This is a genomic window from Rhodospirillaceae bacterium, assembly GCA_002728255.1.
Classification (GTDB): domain Bacteria; phylum Pseudomonadota; class Alphaproteobacteria; order UBA7887; family UBA7887.
This window is the reverse complement of record PBWV01000025.1, coordinates 1-16065: the sequence shown is the minus strand read 5'-3', so window position 1 is coordinate 16065 and position 16065 is coordinate 1. Positions and strand designations below refer to the sequence as shown.

15 protein-coding genes are annotated in these 16065 nt (G+C 44.6%); 9 read left to right on the top strand and 6 right to left on the bottom strand.

Going from position 1 to position 16065, the window contains the following annotated elements; genetic code table 11:
• Window positions 1–45: 45 nt before the first annotated feature.
• From maf to CMM32_07025, 4 genes are all read left to right on the top strand, one after another.
• Window positions 46–630 (top strand): septum formation protein Maf, encoded by a 585-nt coding sequence (gene maf / locus CMM32_07040; GenBank protein ID MBT06655.1) that lies wholly within the window; start codon window positions 46–48, stop codon window positions 628–630.
• A gap of 18 nt (window positions 631–648) precedes the next feature.
• Window positions 649–2094 carry a hypothetical protein gene (locus CMM32_07035; GenBank protein MBT06654.1) on the top strand — a complete coding sequence of 482 codons (1446 nt, stop codon included), beginning with the start codon at window positions 649–651 and terminating at the stop codon, window positions 2092–2094.
• Entirely contained in the window at window positions 2091–2282 is a 192-nt protein-coding gene (locus CMM32_07030) for a DNA gyrase inhibitor YacG (protein ID MBT06653.1), read from the top strand. Before CMM32_07035 ends, CMM32_07030 begins: the two co-directional genes overlap by 4 nt.
• 98 nt (window positions 2283–2380) lie before the next feature.
• On the top strand, window positions 2381–3259 hold the full coding sequence (locus CMM32_07025; protein MBT06652.1) for a phytanoyl-CoA dioxygenase: 879 nt from the start codon (window positions 2381–2383) through the stop codon (window positions 3257–3259).
• A gap of 20 nt (window positions 3260–3279) precedes the next feature.
• Here the strand turns inward: CMM32_07025 and CMM32_07020 are convergent, their stop codons facing one another.
• On the bottom strand, window positions 3280–4197 hold the full coding sequence (locus CMM32_07020; protein ID MBT06651.1) for a phytanoyl-CoA dioxygenase: 918 nt from the start codon (window positions 4195–4197) through the stop codon (window positions 3280–3282).
• On the bottom strand, window positions 4124–5629 hold the full coding sequence (locus CMM32_07015; protein ID MBT06650.1) for a long-chain fatty acid--CoA ligase: 1506 nt from the start codon (window positions 5627–5629) through the stop codon (window positions 4124–4126). Before CMM32_07015 ends, CMM32_07020 begins: the two co-directional genes overlap by 74 nt.
• Window positions 5630–5765: 136 nt before the next feature.
• Between CMM32_07015 and CMM32_07010 the strand changes: the two genes are divergently transcribed.
• Window positions 5766–8240 (top strand): penicillin-binding protein, encoded by a 2475-nt coding sequence (locus tag CMM32_07010; GenBank protein ID MBT06649.1) that lies wholly within the window; start codon window positions 5766–5768, stop codon window positions 8238–8240.
• Between the two features lie 93 nt (window positions 8241–8333).
• A protein-coding gene (locus CMM32_07005) for a peptide chain release factor 2 (GenBank protein MBT06648.1) occupies window positions 8334–9450 on the top strand; the annotation gives its coding sequence in 2 pieces (ribosomal slippage) (window positions 8334–8402 and window positions 8404–9450; 1116 coding nt in all).
• On the opposite strand, the gene CMM32_07000 is transcribed toward CMM32_07005, so the two are convergent.
• Both CMM32_07000 and CMM32_06995 read right to left on the bottom strand, forming a co-directional pair.
• On the bottom strand, window positions 9440–10240 hold the full coding sequence (locus tag CMM32_07000; GenBank protein MBT06647.1) for a hydroxypyruvate isomerase: 801 nt from the start codon (window positions 10238–10240) through the stop codon (window positions 9440–9442). The two genes, CMM32_07005 and CMM32_07000, sit on opposite strands and share 11 nt — an antisense overlap.
• Before the next feature lie 5 nt (window positions 10241–10245).
• Entirely contained in the window at window positions 10246–11415 is a 1170-nt protein-coding gene (locus CMM32_06995; GenBank protein ID MBT06646.1) for an amidohydrolase, read from the bottom strand.
• 136 nt (window positions 11416–11551) lie between these two features.
• Between CMM32_06995 and CMM32_06990 the strand changes: the two genes are divergently transcribed.
• Complete coding sequence (locus tag CMM32_06990; GenBank protein ID MBT06645.1) at window positions 11552–13084, top strand: acid--CoA ligase; 1533 nt, start codon at window positions 11552–11554, stop codon at window positions 13082–13084.
• Window positions 13085–13131: 47 nt separating this feature from the next.
• On the opposite strand, the gene CMM32_06985 is transcribed toward CMM32_06990, so the two are convergent.
• A complete protein-coding gene (locus CMM32_06985) occupies window positions 13132–13731 on the bottom strand; it encodes a glyoxalase (protein ID MBT06644.1) in 600 nt (199 codons plus the stop codon).
• 135 nt (window positions 13732–13866) lie between these two features.
• Between CMM32_06985 and CMM32_06980 the strand changes: the two genes are divergently transcribed.
• Both CMM32_06980 and CMM32_06975 read left to right on the top strand, forming a co-directional pair.
• Window positions 13867–14796 (top strand): RNA polymerase subunit sigma-54, encoded by a 930-nt coding sequence (locus CMM32_06980; GenBank protein ID MBT06643.1) that lies wholly within the window; start codon window positions 13867–13869, stop codon window positions 14794–14796.
• A gap of 100 nt (window positions 14797–14896) precedes the next feature.
• Window positions 14897–15796 (top strand): phytanoyl-CoA dioxygenase, encoded by a 900-nt coding sequence (locus CMM32_06975; protein ID MBT06642.1) that lies wholly within the window; start codon window positions 14897–14899, stop codon window positions 15794–15796.
• Here the strand turns inward: CMM32_06975 and CMM32_06970 are convergent.
• On the bottom strand, window positions 15793–16065 hold a 273-nt coding region (locus CMM32_06970; GenBank protein ID MBT06641.1), incomplete at its 5' end, for an AMP-dependent synthetase. The genes CMM32_06975 and CMM32_06970 overlap by 4 nt on opposite strands.

The window sequence follows — 16065 nt, the reverse complement described above, 5'->3', positions numbered from 1 at the left end:
TAAGATAGTTAGTGTAAGAGTATCGGTGAAATTGGTGGCCTATTCGTGAACGCGAGAAAGTTANTATTGGCGTCGGCATCTGATAGAAGGCACCAGTTGCTTCATCAAATAGGTTGCGCGCCTGATCTAGTTATTCCAGCGGATGTCAATGAAACTAGAATCGTTGGAGAAGGTCCTAAAGATTTGGTTACGCGACTGTCTTTATTAAAGGGAGAAAAAGTCTTTAGACAGCATAAGGAGGCAGTAATAGTGGCTGCCGATACCGCGGTTGCTCTGGGCAAAAGAACAGTTGGTAAGCCGAGAGATATGGCTGAAGCGGCGGCCTTCTTAACCATGCTGTCTGGCCGCANCCATCGAGTGTATACCTCTGTATATATTCGTTACGGGAGCTCAAAGCGGCAACGGTGTATCCAAACAAGAGTTAAATTCAAGAAGTTAACNACTCGCGAAATTTCAAACTATCTTGATAGTGGGGAGTGGGAAGGGAAAGCTGGAGGATACGCGATACAAGGTAGGGCATCAGCTTTTATCATATCCATCACTGGNTCTTACACGAATGTGGTTGGGCTACCACTTTATGAGACTTATAATATGCTGTCCGGTATTGGTTATCCCACGTCATACGAATAATCCTAGGGGTGGACAACCATGGGACAAGAAATTTATGTATTTGATTCTATCTTGACCACCCGTATTTCTCTTACTCGGGATGGCTATCTAGATGTCTTGTATCTTGAACCCAAAAATGCATCTTCTTTAGTTGAGGGTGTTTATCTTGGTAAGATAACTAAAGTGCTTCCTGGTATCGACGCTGCGTTTATAGATTGTGGAATGCAAAAGAACGCATTTCTAAATTTAGCGGGGGAGATAAAACGGAAATATATAGATGGTCAATGCGATTATAAGGCTCGGCTTACGGAAGGTTCCAAAATCCTTGTTCAAGTCAGGAGCGATGAGAGAGATGGCAAGGGACCTAGAGTCAGCAGTGTAATCTCATTAGTAGGTAGATATGCTGTTTTCAGTCCATATTCTGGAACTATTAGCGTCTCTCCTCGAATAACAGGGGACGATGAACGGGCTCGGCTCAATATCGTTGCGAGTNAGAATAAAAAAGGGGATGAAGGTATTTTAGTGAGGACTTCTGCGAGAGGACAAAGCAGTGATGGAATTTCTTATGAGATTACAAAGTTACGACAAATTTGGGCNGAAATTCGAAGGCTACATGGTTCGGCAAAATCAATAGGGTTGCTTTGGCCTGCGCCAACGGCAACTGAAAGGTTTTTAAGGGAACATTTGAGTCCAGAAGTTGTGTCCATCATGGTGAGTGGTAAGAATAAGCTTGATGAGGTGAAAAGCTACTGTAGGACCTACTACCCGGAGGCAGTGGGATTGGTTAAGGCAGTAACTGCCAAACGCGCCATGATTGTAGAGAATAATTTGGAAGAACAGTTGGAGGAAGTCGGTTCCTCGGCGGTCAGTTTGCCTTCTGGTGGTCGTCTTTATTTTGACGAAACCCGATCAATGACTACAGTGGATGTAGATACCGGAGAGAATAGCAGTAAAGGGGTGCGTTCCGGGATTGCTTTCCAAACTAATTTAGAGGCCGCTTCAATTTTAGGGCGACAAATCCGCCTACGAAATATAGGCGGTCTTGTAGTGATTGATTTTGTTAATATGAGACACGAAAAAGATAAAAAAAGAATACTTGATGCCCTAAGAACGAGCCTTAATAGAGATAACTTTCCAGTGAGGATATCAGGGTTTTCGGAGTTTGGAGTTGTAGAACTTACAAGATATCGACGGGGAGGAGCTCACTCTAGCGTGATGAAGGAAGTTTGTTCGAATTGTGATGGTGATGGTAAGGTTCAACACATTCGTGCCGTCATCGATAAAGTTTTTATGGTACTGGAAAGGGAAATTTTCTTTACCCAAGAGACCCATTTCTCGGTTCTTGGTAACGATAGAACCATAGAATTTTTGAAAGCTCATTGTTCGGAAATTATCGACGAGATTGAGAAAAGTAGAGCTGTGAGGATAAATTTAATGGTGGATACTAATGTTGGGGGCGTGGATTTTAGGGTTGTGTCAGGTTGAGTTATAAAGAGGGAGATAAGAAATTAAATTCTGGGAGTAAGCATGGAAAGTGCCCAAGTTGCGGACGGAACCTATTATTGGAACGGGCACCTTTTTGCAGCAGAAGATGTGCCCAAGTAGACCTGGGAAAGTGGCTAACAGGTACATATAAGATAAGCAGAAATATATTGGCGGAAGATGAGGAATAGGTTCATACTATCAGCACTTATATTTTGTGGAAAGATGTCTGTATAGCAGAGATGTGAGAAACTGGCAGCTATGATTAAGCTTTTTGGATTGGTTCAAAATGCAACTTAAAGAAGTTTTAGAAAGGGAGAGCAAGGTGCTTACATCTTCTCAGAGGGAAGAGTATTTTCATCTTGGATATCTTAAGTTAGAAGGGATTTTGGAGACGGCTTGGTTAACAAGGTTGAGATCCGCAAGCATGAGATTTATTGAAAAAAGTCGACCAGTTTNGCAAAATAACGAGATGTTTGTCTTGGAAGATGGTCATTGTTTTGAGGATCCAAAATTAAGAAGNGTAGTTAGTCCGGTATCTTATGACAAAATATTTTGGGAATTTGCTTCAGAGTCTATTATCCCTGACTTGGTGGCGGATGTCGTTGGTCCCAACGTTCGTTTTTTTCACTCCAAGCTGAATTACAAATGGGCAAACGGGGGGCAGAGGTTTGAATGGCACCAAGATATCCAAGCCTGGCCACATACTAATTACAGCCCTGTTACAGTTGGGGTCTTGCTCGAGGATGTTANCATGTCCCAAGGGCCCTTAACTGTTGTTAAGGGGAGTCATATTGGACCATTGTATGACTTATATGATGATCGCGGAAATTTTGTAATTCGTATTGCAAAAGATAAGTTAGACTGGGTAACTGAAGCATTAAAGGATTATATGATAGGGGCTGCTGGTACAGTGTTTCTATTGAATTGTCGGACTATTCATGGCTCTGATGTCAATCACTCCAGATCGTCAAGGCCGCTCCTTTTGAATGTTTACTCGGCAGCTGATGCTTTCCCTTACTCGGCAAACCCTATACCAAGTGTCTACGATGGCACTATAGTGAGGGGAGAGCGTGCTCGTTGGGCCCACCATGACCCCAGGCCTTGCCAGATTCCGCCAGATTGGTCCGCCGGATATGTGGGGCCTTGGTCTCACCAATCTAAGTAGCTATTGAAGAACAGGAATTTTTAAAACTTGCTACCTAACAGGGACCCGTTCTCTTCCAATTGCACAGGTTCCCAGTTTGTGGAGCGAGCAAATTCAGGGCGAGGGTTGTTGACTTCCTGCGGCCTATTGCTAGTGGGATTATAGCAAAAATATACTTGGCGCCTGTCTTCAGCCGACAAGTTTTGGCCAGACGAGTGTAGTAAGTTGCAGTGAAATAATACAGAATCTCCGGGGCGCCCTGTTATAGCGACAGGTTTCCTCCCTTGTTTCAAAGCGCGTTTTATGTCTTCAATCGGCGTGGAGTAGAAGTTGTAAGCCGTGCTTTCGTCCCATTGTGGGTCAATTCTTCCTAGGCGGTGGCTGCCAGGTTGGAAGTGCAAACATCCTCCTAGCTCCGTTGCTTCGTCTAGCATGATCATAAAGGTGACAAGATTGGGCTCTACAATGCCATCAAGTTTCCACTGACCAAAATCTTGGTGCCACGGCCATACGCTTCCTTCAATTGCGCCTTTAATATTAATTTTGCTATGGTGAAGGTACAAAGATCTTGTTCGCAGGATTTGTTGAACTGCACCTAATACCCGCGGTAGGCGTGCCGCCATTACATAAGCGGGAGAGGTTGTGGGTGAATTAGGATCGTGCATTCGCAATATAATTTTGGGTGTGTTGGTTTGACTTTCTCTAACAATCCCCTCAGTGTCCAACTTTGCGATTCTTTCCGCTTCCGCTTGAAGCACAGTAACTTCTTCTTTTGAAAAAAGATTTCNAAGGATCAAATAGCCATCTTGCTCAAAAGATAAAAGTTGTTTTTTCGTCAGGGTCATATTTTTTAAAACCTCCCCGAATGCAGCATTTAATGTGATTTTAAAGTGGTGTAAAATCCTGACGGAGAAACCGTTTGAAGATCTTTCCAGAATCCTCGCGAGGAAGTTTATCATAAAATTTAACTATTTTTGGTACTTTGAATCGTGCCAGTTGATTAGCTAGAAAACTGCGAACTTCTGACTCTTTTATTTTGACATCGGGTATAGGTTCAATTGCCGCTACCAATTTTTCGCCAAACTCTAGGTCTGGAATTCCAAACACGGCACAATCTCTGAGGCCTGGCATAGTAAGCAATAGAGCTTCAATTTCTGCAGGATAGATATTCACACCTCCGGAAATAACCATGTCAGCTTTCCGGTCAGCTAGGTAGAGGTATCCCTCTTCTGTAAGGCTTCCGCGGTCTCCGTTGGTAATTAATCCGCGGATCTCAATGCTTGCACGTTTGGCACTATCTTTGTGATAGGTGAAACCCGGACTCACAGGCATATTCACGTAGATATCTCCAATCTTTCCAGCTTCCAAATTATCACCGTTTTCATCTAGTATATGTACTTCCGTTTCAGGTAATGGCTTGCCTACCGTCCCTTTTCTTTTAAGCCATTCTTGGCTGTCTACTATAGTAATTAAGCTAGCTTCTGTTGAGCCATAGTACTCATAGATTATTGGTCCCCACCAATTTATCATATCTATCTTTACTTGTGGCGGGCATGGTGCAGCCCCATGGACCACACTTTCAAGACTAGATAGGTCATACTTTTGTTTTTGCTCGTTGGTTAGTTGAAGCAAACGGACAAACATGGTGGGAACCATGTGCATATGGGTTATTTCGTAACGTTCGATCAATTGTAAACATTCTTCCGCATCAAATCGTGGCATCAAAATCAGGCTGCCACCCAGTAGAATAACAGCACGTGCATAAGCGTTTGGAGCGCTGTGGTACATTGGGCCAGTCATTAGAGCTCTTATACCTTTGCGCAATGCAAAGCCCAACGTCAATCTCTCCATCATAGACGATTGGAGTTCNGGAGATGCTGGGAATCTTCGTACTCCTTTAGGGTTGCCGGTTGTGCCCGATGTGTAAAGCATGCTTCCACGGGCGGGGAGGGGTGTTCCAGACCACTCGGTTTGGGTATCCCTCCATGAATCCCAGTCCAAAATATTTTTAGAAGGTTGAAAGTCGGCATCTAATCCGGGGTAGGCCAATTGGATTTCAGGGGCTGGGGGCACAACAAAAAGTTTCACGTTTTGAAGAATTTCCCTTCGCAGGTTAGGCAAAAGGTCCGCATGAATGATGAGAGCCTTAGCATCAGAGTTCTCGATGATATAGGTAGTTTCCCGTTCCTTATAGTGCCAGTTTATTGGCACTGAGTATGCCCCGATAAGGCCAGCAGCAAACGTTGCTTCAAGAAACGAGAAGTCATTTCGGAGCATCAGCGCCAAACTATCTCCTTCTTCAATGCCTAGCTCAGCTAGGCCCTGCGCTGTGCACAAAACACGTCTTTGAAACTGGGCAGAATTTAGAGACCGTGCTCCACTTACAATCATATCTTCCATCATTAAATGCTACACAAAACAGGGGAAAAACAAAATAGTGGTNTTAGATTTTGGGTGCAGGATCGCCATAACTCAGCCATAATTAGTCTTAGAATAGACCTGACGATGTGAAGGTTAGGCAGTTCTTATGAATTTATCAGGGAATTATAACAGGGGTGGGACCNGTGGCTTCAGGTTGCTACGTTGGTTGCTTGCTTTCAGCGCTATAGGCGCTCTAGTCTTGATCTTAGGGGGGATGGGTATTTTATTCTTTGCGTTGCACCATTTTAGCAGAGGACTGCCGGAATACTCCCAATTGGCTGACTACGAACCTCCAACCTTGACACGCCTCCATGCTGGCGATGGACGTCTTCTCGCCGAATATGCTCGAGAACAGCGTGTATTCGTCCCAATTGAAACAATTCCGGAGTTGCTTATCCAGGCATTTGTGGCTGCTGAGGATAAAAATTTTTACGTTCATAAAGGGGTGGATCTTGTTGGTGTTGGGCGTGCAGTAATCCAAAACATTATAAATTTTAGATCAGGCCGGAGGCTTATCGGAGCCTCTACAATTACTCAACAGGTAGCAAAAAATTTTCTTCTTACTAACGAAGTTTCTCTCGACCGGAAAGTTCGGGAGGCCATACTTGCCGTACGAATAGAACGCGCTTTATCGAAGGGTAGAATTCTAGAATTATATCTGAACGAGATCTTTTTGGGTCAAAGGTCCTACGGAATTGCTGCTGCTGCTCTGAACTATTTTGATAAGTCTTTGGCTGATCTTGAGTTGGCGGAAATAGCCTTCCTAGCGGGCCTCCCAAAAGCTCCAAACAGCTACCACCCCGGTCGTAATATGGCCGCGGCTTTAGGTCGACGTGATTACGTTTTGGGGCGGATGCTAGAGGATGAGTACATAGGAGAAGAGCAACTGAAGCGAGCGAGTGGTAGTCCTATAGAGTTAGTGCCAAGGAATNAAGCAGAGATAGTGAATGCTCCATTTTTTGCCGAGGAGGTGAGAAGGGAAATCAGTTCAAAATACGGGCCAGATGCTTTGTATATGGGAGGTTTGTCGGTTCGAACTACTCTGGACCCAGCTCTTCAACGCGTCGGAGTTCGTGCTTTGCGGGATGGTCTAATCAATTATGATCGTAAGTTTGGTTGGCGTGGACCGCTTGGAAAGATAGATATAAATTCCGATTGGGCAATGAACTTAAAGAGACTTGATAAACCGCCAGGATTGGGTTCGTGGCTGTTATCGGTAGTTCTCGATGTACAGGCAGTAGAAGTGACTATTGGATTCTCAGATAGCACACAGGGTAAAATTCCATTATCCAATTTAGTGTGGGCCCGGCAGGCCAAGGGTGGACAACGCTTAGGGCCAGTTATCGAGGATGCCAGGGATCTCTTGTCGGTGGGGGATGTAGTGTTAGTACGCGCCTCCCAAGAAGATCCAAATATAGATACAGATGGTCTTAAACATTTTGATTTATGTCAACTGCCCCAGGTTGAAGGTGCGCTGGTTGCTATAGACCCTCATACGGGAAGGGTCTTGGCAATGATAGGTGGATGGAGTTTTGAGGAAAGNCAATTTAACAGGGCAACTCAGGCGCGGCGACAGCCTGGGTCTGCATTTAAGCCCTTTGTTTATATAGCTGCTATAGAAGCAGGGTATACTCCCTCGAGTTTAATTCTTGATGCNCCATTTGTAGTCGATCAGGGCCCTGAATTAGGAATGTGGAAACCGGAAAATTATGGGGGGGAATTTGGTGGTCCTGCAACCATGCGGGTAGGCATAGAAAAATCAAAGAATTTGATGACGGTTCGATTGGCTAATGCAATTGGGATGAGAAATGTGTTAGATGCTGCAGCTCGGTTTGGATTAGGGGGATTCGAGCCACATCTTTCAACCGCCTTGGGTTCGGGCGAGACTACCCTGCTGAAGTTGACATCAGCGTACGCTATGTTGGTTAATGGCGGTAGGANAATTGAGCCTGCTTTTATTGAAAGAATTCAAAATAGGAAAGGTGTCACTATAGAAAGAAGAGATACTAGGGAATGTAGTTTATGCGGTTTTCCCCATGCATCACCTGATGTAGTGCCGCAGTTGAATGATATTAGGAAACAAATTACTGATCCNGCCTCGGCATTTCAATTGACGTGGATGTTAAAAGGGGTGGTTGAGCGCGGAACGGCACGCAAAGTTGGAAAACTTGGACGCCCTTTGGGCGGAAAGACTGGTACTACTAATGATAGCTTTGATGCCTGGTTTATTGGATTTTCCCCTGATCTGGCGGTAGGAGTGTATATTGGATTTGATCAACCTAGAAGTTTAGGTGCCAGACAGACTGGTTCTAATGTTGCGGCTCCGGTTTTTAAGCAATTNATGGAAGGGGCGACAAAAGGGCAACTCGCTGTCCCATTTAGGATTCCGAATGGAATCCGCATGGTCCGTATCGATGCCGACACTGGAACTTTGCCTGGGCCAAGCAGTAAAAGAACAATATTAGAGGCTTTTAAGCCAGGTAATGAGCCTGTTGGGACGGCTCGACCTTACAGAGGGGACAATGGAAATATAGAAAGCATTGAGGAAATGCTGTTGGGAGACGACAGTGGACTATACTAAGTTTACTTTGTTGTAAGCCTATCTAAAAGTCAGTTAATGTTTTAGTTACTAATAAGGTGATTCAATGCTAGTACAACGGGGAGATGATTGGTAATGCGGGCAGAGACAGAGGTAACGGTAACAGAGCTTCGCCAGTCAATGGTGGTGCTAAGGGGGCATCTTTGACCCAGAATCAGCGGCGGAGCGACTGGAAGCGCTAAACAGACAGATTGAACGAGCTGATTTTTGGGATAACCAAGAGACGGCAAAAAAAGTTATGCGGGAGCGCACTAAACTTGAAGATGCAATCAAACAATATGATGGGTTAGATCGGTCTCTTGCTGATTATTTAGAACTAATTGAATTGGCTGTTGCTGAAGATGACGGTGAGGTCTTGGCTGACGCTGAAAAAGGTTTAGCGGAGCTAGCTGCGACTGCCAGGGTTTTGGAACTTGAAACAATGTTGTCCGGGGAGGCCGATGGCAACGATTGTTTTGTCGAGATACATGCTGGGGCCGGAGGGACGGAGAGCCAAGACTGGGCCGCTATGTTACAGCGCTTATATCTGCGCTGGGCTGAGGAGCACAAATTTCAGACAGATCTAGTCGAGCAGGGACCTGGGGAGGAAGCGGGTATTAAAACAGGTGTAATTAAAATATCTGGAACAAATGCATATGGTTGGTTAAAAACCGAAAGTGGCGTTCATCGTTTGGTCCGAATTTCGCCTTTTGACTCGAATTCACGTAGACATACTAGCTTTGCAAGTGTCTGGGTTTATCCACTAGTCGACGATGCCATAAATATAGAGATCGAGGACAAAGACCTACGAGTAGATACATATCGAGCTTCGGGGGCTGGAGGACAACACGTAAATAAAACTGATTCGGCGGTGCGTCTTACCCATGAGCCTACCGGTATAGTTGTGCAGTGTCAAAATCAGAGGTCCCAGCACAAGAATCGTGCTACGGCTATGCGCATGCTTAAGTCGAGATTATACGAAAGGGAGTTACAAAAACGAGAGGCCGATATGGCGGAAAAAGAGGCTGATAAAAAAGAGATAGGATGGGGTCATCAAATTCGGTCCTATGTTCTTCAGCCGTATCAGCTTGTGAAGGATTTACGGACTGGCTTTGAGACGAGTAATACCAGCGCAGTTCTTAATGGTGAGATTGATGAATTTCTTAGTGCAGCGTTAACTAAAAATGTTACTAAGAGGAGTGCTAAGGTCTAGTGGGGGTATTGATGCCATAGGCGCTCGCCCAATCCAATGTCTCTATGGTGCCTTTACTTGGGCGATACTCGCAACCCACCCATTTGCTATAGTTTAAGGACTCAAGAAGTTGAAAGAGGTATGGGTAATTAATTTCACCGTGGTTTGGTTCACAACGCCCAGGCAGGTTTGAGATCTGGAAGTGTGATGTGATATCAATGTTTTCTATTACTAATGTTGTAAGATCTCCCTGCATAACCTGGGCATGATAGAAATCAAATTGAAGCTGCACATTATCGTGAGAGACTTCAGTGATAATGTCGCGGGCAACAGGAATTTTGGTTAGAAAGTAGCCTGGAATGTCTTTTTTGTCGTTAATTGGCTCGATTAATAAATCAATTCCGTGCTTGGCTGCTACGGGCGCTGCTTTCTGCAGGTTGCTCACAAAGGTTAACCTCGATGCGTCCCAGTCGTCAGGAGACTTAACTACCCCGGCCATAACGTGAATTTGACGGCAATTCAGGATGTTGGCGTACTCAATTGCCTGCTGTATATCATCCCAAAAAGCCGTTTCTAGACCAGGTACAGCAGCCCTACCGCGTTCTCCATTTTGGGTGTTTCCGGCAGCCGAGTTTATTAGAACCGCAGTGAGAGAGTGTTCTTTTAACGCATTTGCTATTTTTTGGGCCGGCCATTCATACGGGGATAAGATCTCTATACCCTTAAAGCCACATGCTGCCGCTTTTGCAAAACGATCCATGAATGGGTGTTCCGAAAACAGCAGAGATAGATTTGCGGCAAGTTTTATCATGCGACTTAATTCTCTGCGTGAGGGAGGGCAGCCTCCGCTAGCCTAACAAAAAAACTAGCGCCAACCGGAAGAATATCATCGTTGAAATTATAATGGGGATTATGCAGGTGTGCACTTTCTCCTATAAGGCCATTACCGATCCAGGCGTATGCTCCAGGTAGCTCTTGAAGATAAAATGAAAAATCCTCTGATCCCATGGAGTGTTGCGCTTCTACTGATTCTTGACCAGTTACTTTAATTGCTATTTCGCGGGCAAAATCGGCCTCTTTCTCATGATTAACAGTTGGTGGATAGACTTCGTCATAAGAAAACTCGGCTTTAACATTATGGGCTGATGCTATTCCACCCAACATTTGGTCCATTCGTTTTTTATTACTTGCTCCCAGATCAGTGTCAAAATAACGAACGGTGCCGCCGAAAACAACAGAGTCTGGAATGACATTAAATGCATCTCCGCCGTTGATTTTAGTCACGGAAATAACAAGAGTTTCCTTCGGGTCTGCGGATCTTGAAACTAGGCTTTGCAACCCACTTATCATCAAGGAGCTTGCGATTATTGGATCCACTGCTTTGTGGGGCATGGCGCCATGCCCTCCTTGACCTGTCACTGTAACTGAAAATGTATCTGCTGCCGCCATTATGGGTCCAGGTGAAACTAAAATTTCCCCACTTGGTGCACCGGGCCAGTTATGCAGTCCGTAAACCGCATCAACGGGAAATCTTTCGAACAAACCATCTTGCATCATGGCTTTTGCGCCTGCAAAACCTTCCTCGGCAGGCTGGAATACAAGGACTATTGTTCCTCGAAAATTTTTGGTCTCTGCCAGATATTTTGCTGCGCCCAATAGCATTACAGTATGTCCGTCATGTCCACAGGCATGCATGACTCCTGGATGGACAGAACTGTAGTCAGTTCCTGTTTCTTCACTTATTGGGAGAGCATCCATGTCGGCTCGAAGAGCTATTCTCGGGCCATCACCATTTTTAATAACCGCGACAACACCAGTGCCACCTATGCCCTCCACTATTTCCTTAATACCAAATGATTTCAAAAGTTTAACTACTTGACCAGCAGTTCGCCTTTCCTCATAAGCTAATTCCGGGTGTTTATGTATGTCATGACGCCAGTCCTTCATATCATCCTGATATGCCGAGATGCGATTAACGATAGGCATGCGTTTTTACCCTCTATGCTGAAATAGTATTTGGGAAAATTATAGCATATCATGGGGCTAGACGTCGTTAATAATATGGTTTTTCGGTCAGGGTATTAAGCTGCAGATGGCTTGTTCGGGGGTGAAATAGAGNAAAATGTCGAACATTATACGATCTGGTCAAGCTACAGTGGGTACTCTTCTTGCTGAACAGGCTCGGGTGAGACCGGAATCGGTAGCGGTGGAATGTAGCGACCTGTCCCTGTCCTTCTTGGACTTAAATGAGAGAGTCAATAGTCTTGCTAATGCTCTTGTTAAACGCGGAGTGGAGCAAGGAGATCGGCTTGCGGTGTTATCAGAAAATCGCCTTGAATATATTGTAATTTATTTTGCGGCTGCCAAAATTGGGGCGATTGTATGTGCGCTTAATTGGCGGTTGAGAAGTGTTGAGTTGGGCCATTGTATTGAACTCACTGAACCCAAAGTTCTTTTTGTGTCTCCTAAATATGAGGAAAACATAACATCCCCAGGCGTGGGGAGCGATTTGAAAATAGTTTTAGATGAAACCTTTGAGAGATTTGTAAGCGAGGGATCGCCGAAAGAGCCTGAAGTCGAGATTGATCCGGAAGATCCGTTGGTCATACTATATACCAGCGGAACGACGGGCTTGCCGAAGGGAGCTGTAATAAGTCATCGGGCATTCATCGCCAGAGTTAGTGTTTTTTGTATAGATTATGGAATGACGAGGGATGACACTTTTGTCGCTTGGGCGCCCATGTTTCATATGGCTTCTACCGATTTATCCATTGGTATGCCCTTAATTGGTGGACGTGTTATTATTGTAGATGGTTTTGATGTGGCCCGTTTGGGGGAGGTCATCGCCACTGAAAAATTGGGATGGTTAGTCCTTATGCCTGGGGTTGTTGATAAGCTGATTAGGCACATTGAAAGTGAATCCATTGTCCCACGGGGTGTTCTTATGATTGGTGCTATGGCTGATTTATTACCTCCTAGTCAGGTGCAGAAAATATCACAGCTTCTTTGTAGTCCTTTCCTAAATAGTTTTGGTTCGACAGAAACAGGAATCCCACCTTGTTCTGGTGCCATGTTAGAATTTCATAAAAACTCGTTTTCCTTATCTAAGGTTCAAAACTCGTTTTGCATGGTTAAGATTGTTGATGAAAATGACGGAGAAGTAACAGTGGGTGCTCCAGGAGAAATTGCTGTGCGGGGTCCCACATTATTCAGCGGTTACTGGAATGCTCAAGAGACTAACCGTAGAGATTTTAGAAATGGTTGGTTTCATATGGGAGATATCCTCAGACGTAATGAAAACGGCACGTTCGATTTTGTGGATAGAGCAAAATATTTAATTAAGTCCGGAGGTGAAAATATTTATCCGGCGGAAATTGAAAGGGTTTTGCTGCGTGATGAACGGATTGCTGAAGCAGTGGTGGTAAGGCGTTTGGACCCTCTATGGGGGGAGGTGCCGGTGGCGGTGATTGCCTGTGCCACATTATCTATGACCGAACAGCAGGTTTTGGAGATTTGTCGTCCAAAATTAGCAGGTTATAAACAGCCTAAACAGGTAATCTTTTGTTCTGTAGATGACTTTCCCCGCAGTACAACAGGGAAGATATTGAGGCATGAAATTGAAGAGTTAGTTCAACGAAAGTATTCCAAANCATAACTTGCATGTTTTCAAAGTAGCAAATCTAAATTACAGGTTCTTTCCATTCAAGTTTTCTTGGCTATCCCAAGTCGTAGAAACTCGTCCCGCATACCAAAACCATTCCCTGGTTTAGCGACCATCTCGTCAGGTTTGGTGGGTGTTGATACACTTGGCCATCGCCCTGGTTGTGGTTTTGAACCTTCTAATGCCACTTTTAATGGGTTGCTTTCAAGTATCGCTGGTGCCTCAACAATTTCCAAATAGTTCCAGGAAGCTTCAAGAGGGAGGTTGTTACAAGGGTCAAAAAAATAAATAGACCACAAGGTTCCGTGATCAATTACCTCGGACACTTCGATTTTTGCCGCTAGCAATTTATCTCTCAAACCAAAAAGAGATTCACGAGATTCAACGGTAAAGGAAACATGGTCAAAGCCGATTGGCTCGCTAGTCGGCGATCCATGAGATTTTTCATATTTCATAGGTTTGGCTCCACTGTATTCAAAAAATGCTACGGAGCCCTCACCACACTTAAAAAAATAATGCCGAAATCCTGGATGGCCAATCCCGGAAANTAAATCCATTTCTAAAAGATCTCGGTAAAATTTGATTGTTTCCTCCATGTCGGAGGTTATAAAAGCTAAATGATTTAAGCCACTAAAAATCATATACTGCCTCGGTGTTAGTTTTTGAAAAATCTAAGACATTGTAGTTTATCTTATAAAACAAATAAAAAAAGCGTGCACTTGCATGAAAAATTTCCAGCCAATTCTACCGCAACGGCGTCTTGTTGAATATGGAACATGAGAAGTATAAGTGAAGTTTTCCCCACTGTCCTTGTGNGGAACACCAAAGCTGTTTTGTTTATGGTGTTAGGCACAATTTTTTTTTCTACAATGCATACTCTTATTCGATATATGTCAGATGAGATGCACGCCTTTGAACTTGCTTTTTTCAGAAATCTATTCGGCGCGATAGTGGTTCTTCCATGGCTGCTTCGGTCCGGTTTTGCGCCGTTAAAAACTCAACGATTAGGACTGCACTCTGTCCGTGGGATAGTCAATGGCNTAGGGATGCTGATTTTTTTTTATGCGGTGACCATAACTCCTTTGGCTGATGTNACGGCTCTTTCCTTTACTGCGCCAATTTTTGCAACTGTTTTAGCAATTGTCTTTTTAGGAGAAGTGGTTGGGGCTAGGCGTTGGACAGCAATTTTTATCGCTTTTTTTGGAACTGTAGTAATTCTTCGGCCTGGTTTGATAGAAATTAGTCAGGGACAGATTCTTGCCTTATCAGCGGCGGCCCTATGGGCATGTGCATTGATTATGATTAAGGTCTTAGGTCGGACTGATTCGAGCATCACCATCATTGTCTACATGATTATTTTTCAAGTGCCGGTTTCGGGGTTAGCAGCAGCTGCTGTTTGGGTATCACCTAGTTTTGAGCAGCTTTGCCTGATGGCACTCATGGGTGTCATTGGCACGCTTGGGCAATGGCTTTTGGTAGAGGCATTGAAGGCAGGAGATACTAATTTGGTAATGCCGTTTGACTTTCTTAAGATGATTTGGGCAGTACTTTTCGGCTTTCTCTTTTTTAATGAGTTTCCTGATGCTTTCACCTGGTTCGGGAGTGCTATAATTTTTGGAAGTGCCATATATATAGCCATACGTGAGAGAAAAATTGTTAGGAGAGTTGGTGATAAGATGATCAGCAGGCCCGCAGATCAATCATAATAGCTTGTACTTTTTATTGGTAATATCGGCATGTAGTTCCATATTTTTGGTTATTAGCTATACTCAAAGAGAATTGGCCTTGTGTTTTGGAGAATTATAAATGACCCCAGATGAAATTTTATCGGAACCTGCTCGAGTTTTGAGCCAAGCTCAAAGAGAATTTTATTTTGAGAACGGATATATTTGTGTGGAGGGGCTAATAGAGAAAAACCTTCTTGCGGAACTGCGTGATGTGACTTCGGAATTTATAGAGAAGAGNCGGGGGACTGAAGACAGCAATGACGTGTTTGACATAGCCCCAGGCCATTCTAGTGAATTGCCCCGCCTCCGAAGAATTAAGGAACCAGACTCGCAACATGAGGCATATTGGTCCTTTAGTAATGGAGTGATAGCCGATGTNGCNGCAGATTTGGTAGGTCCNAACGTTTTTTTTCATCATTCAAAATTAAATTTTAAATGGCATGAGGGCGGTGACACAGTGCAGTGGCACCAGGATATCCAATTTTATCCTCATACTAATTATAGTCCTCTGGCTATTGGTTGCTATTTGGAAGATACGGGCCCTGATGATGGGCCAGTTGGAATTATTCCTGGATCCCATGATGGACCATTGTATGAGTTGTATGACGAAGAAGGGAAATGGACAGGGGGCTTGAGGGACGAAGATGTTGCGGACCTTGATACCTCGCGAGCGGTATACCTAAGTGCTCCAGCAGGTTCAATAACCATTCACAATTCCAGAACTGTTCATGGCTCTCCGCCAAGCAAGCGGGCCGAGGGGCGACCCTTGCTAATAAATGCATACGCCTCGGCTGATGCCTTTGCGTATACGCCGAGCCCGGCCGTATCTAAAAACTATCGGGCTATTGTGAGAGGGCAATCTGTTAAATGGGCTCATCATGATCCGCGGCCTTGCCCCATACCACCAGACTGGTCAGGTGGCTATACCTCGATTTTTGCGGCTCAGGCTGGTGACAAGTCTGAGGCAGTCACGGGCTAGGTGCTGGAGGAAGTAGAAACTATTTTTTCCTGCGCTAAGTCTCTTAGAACTGTCCGTTGAATCTTAGTTCCATTAGGACCAGTAGTAGTAGGAAACTTGCTGATCAAAAAGACATAGGCAGGGACTTTGTACTTGGCGAGGCTAGTCTGACAGAATTCTCTGATTTCCTGCGTGCTGACATAGGTTCCTTTTTCCGTCGTTATGAAGGCTGCGCAGGTTGGCCTTTTAGGCCCATTTATTCCCACTACCTGGCAGCCTATGACTTTCGG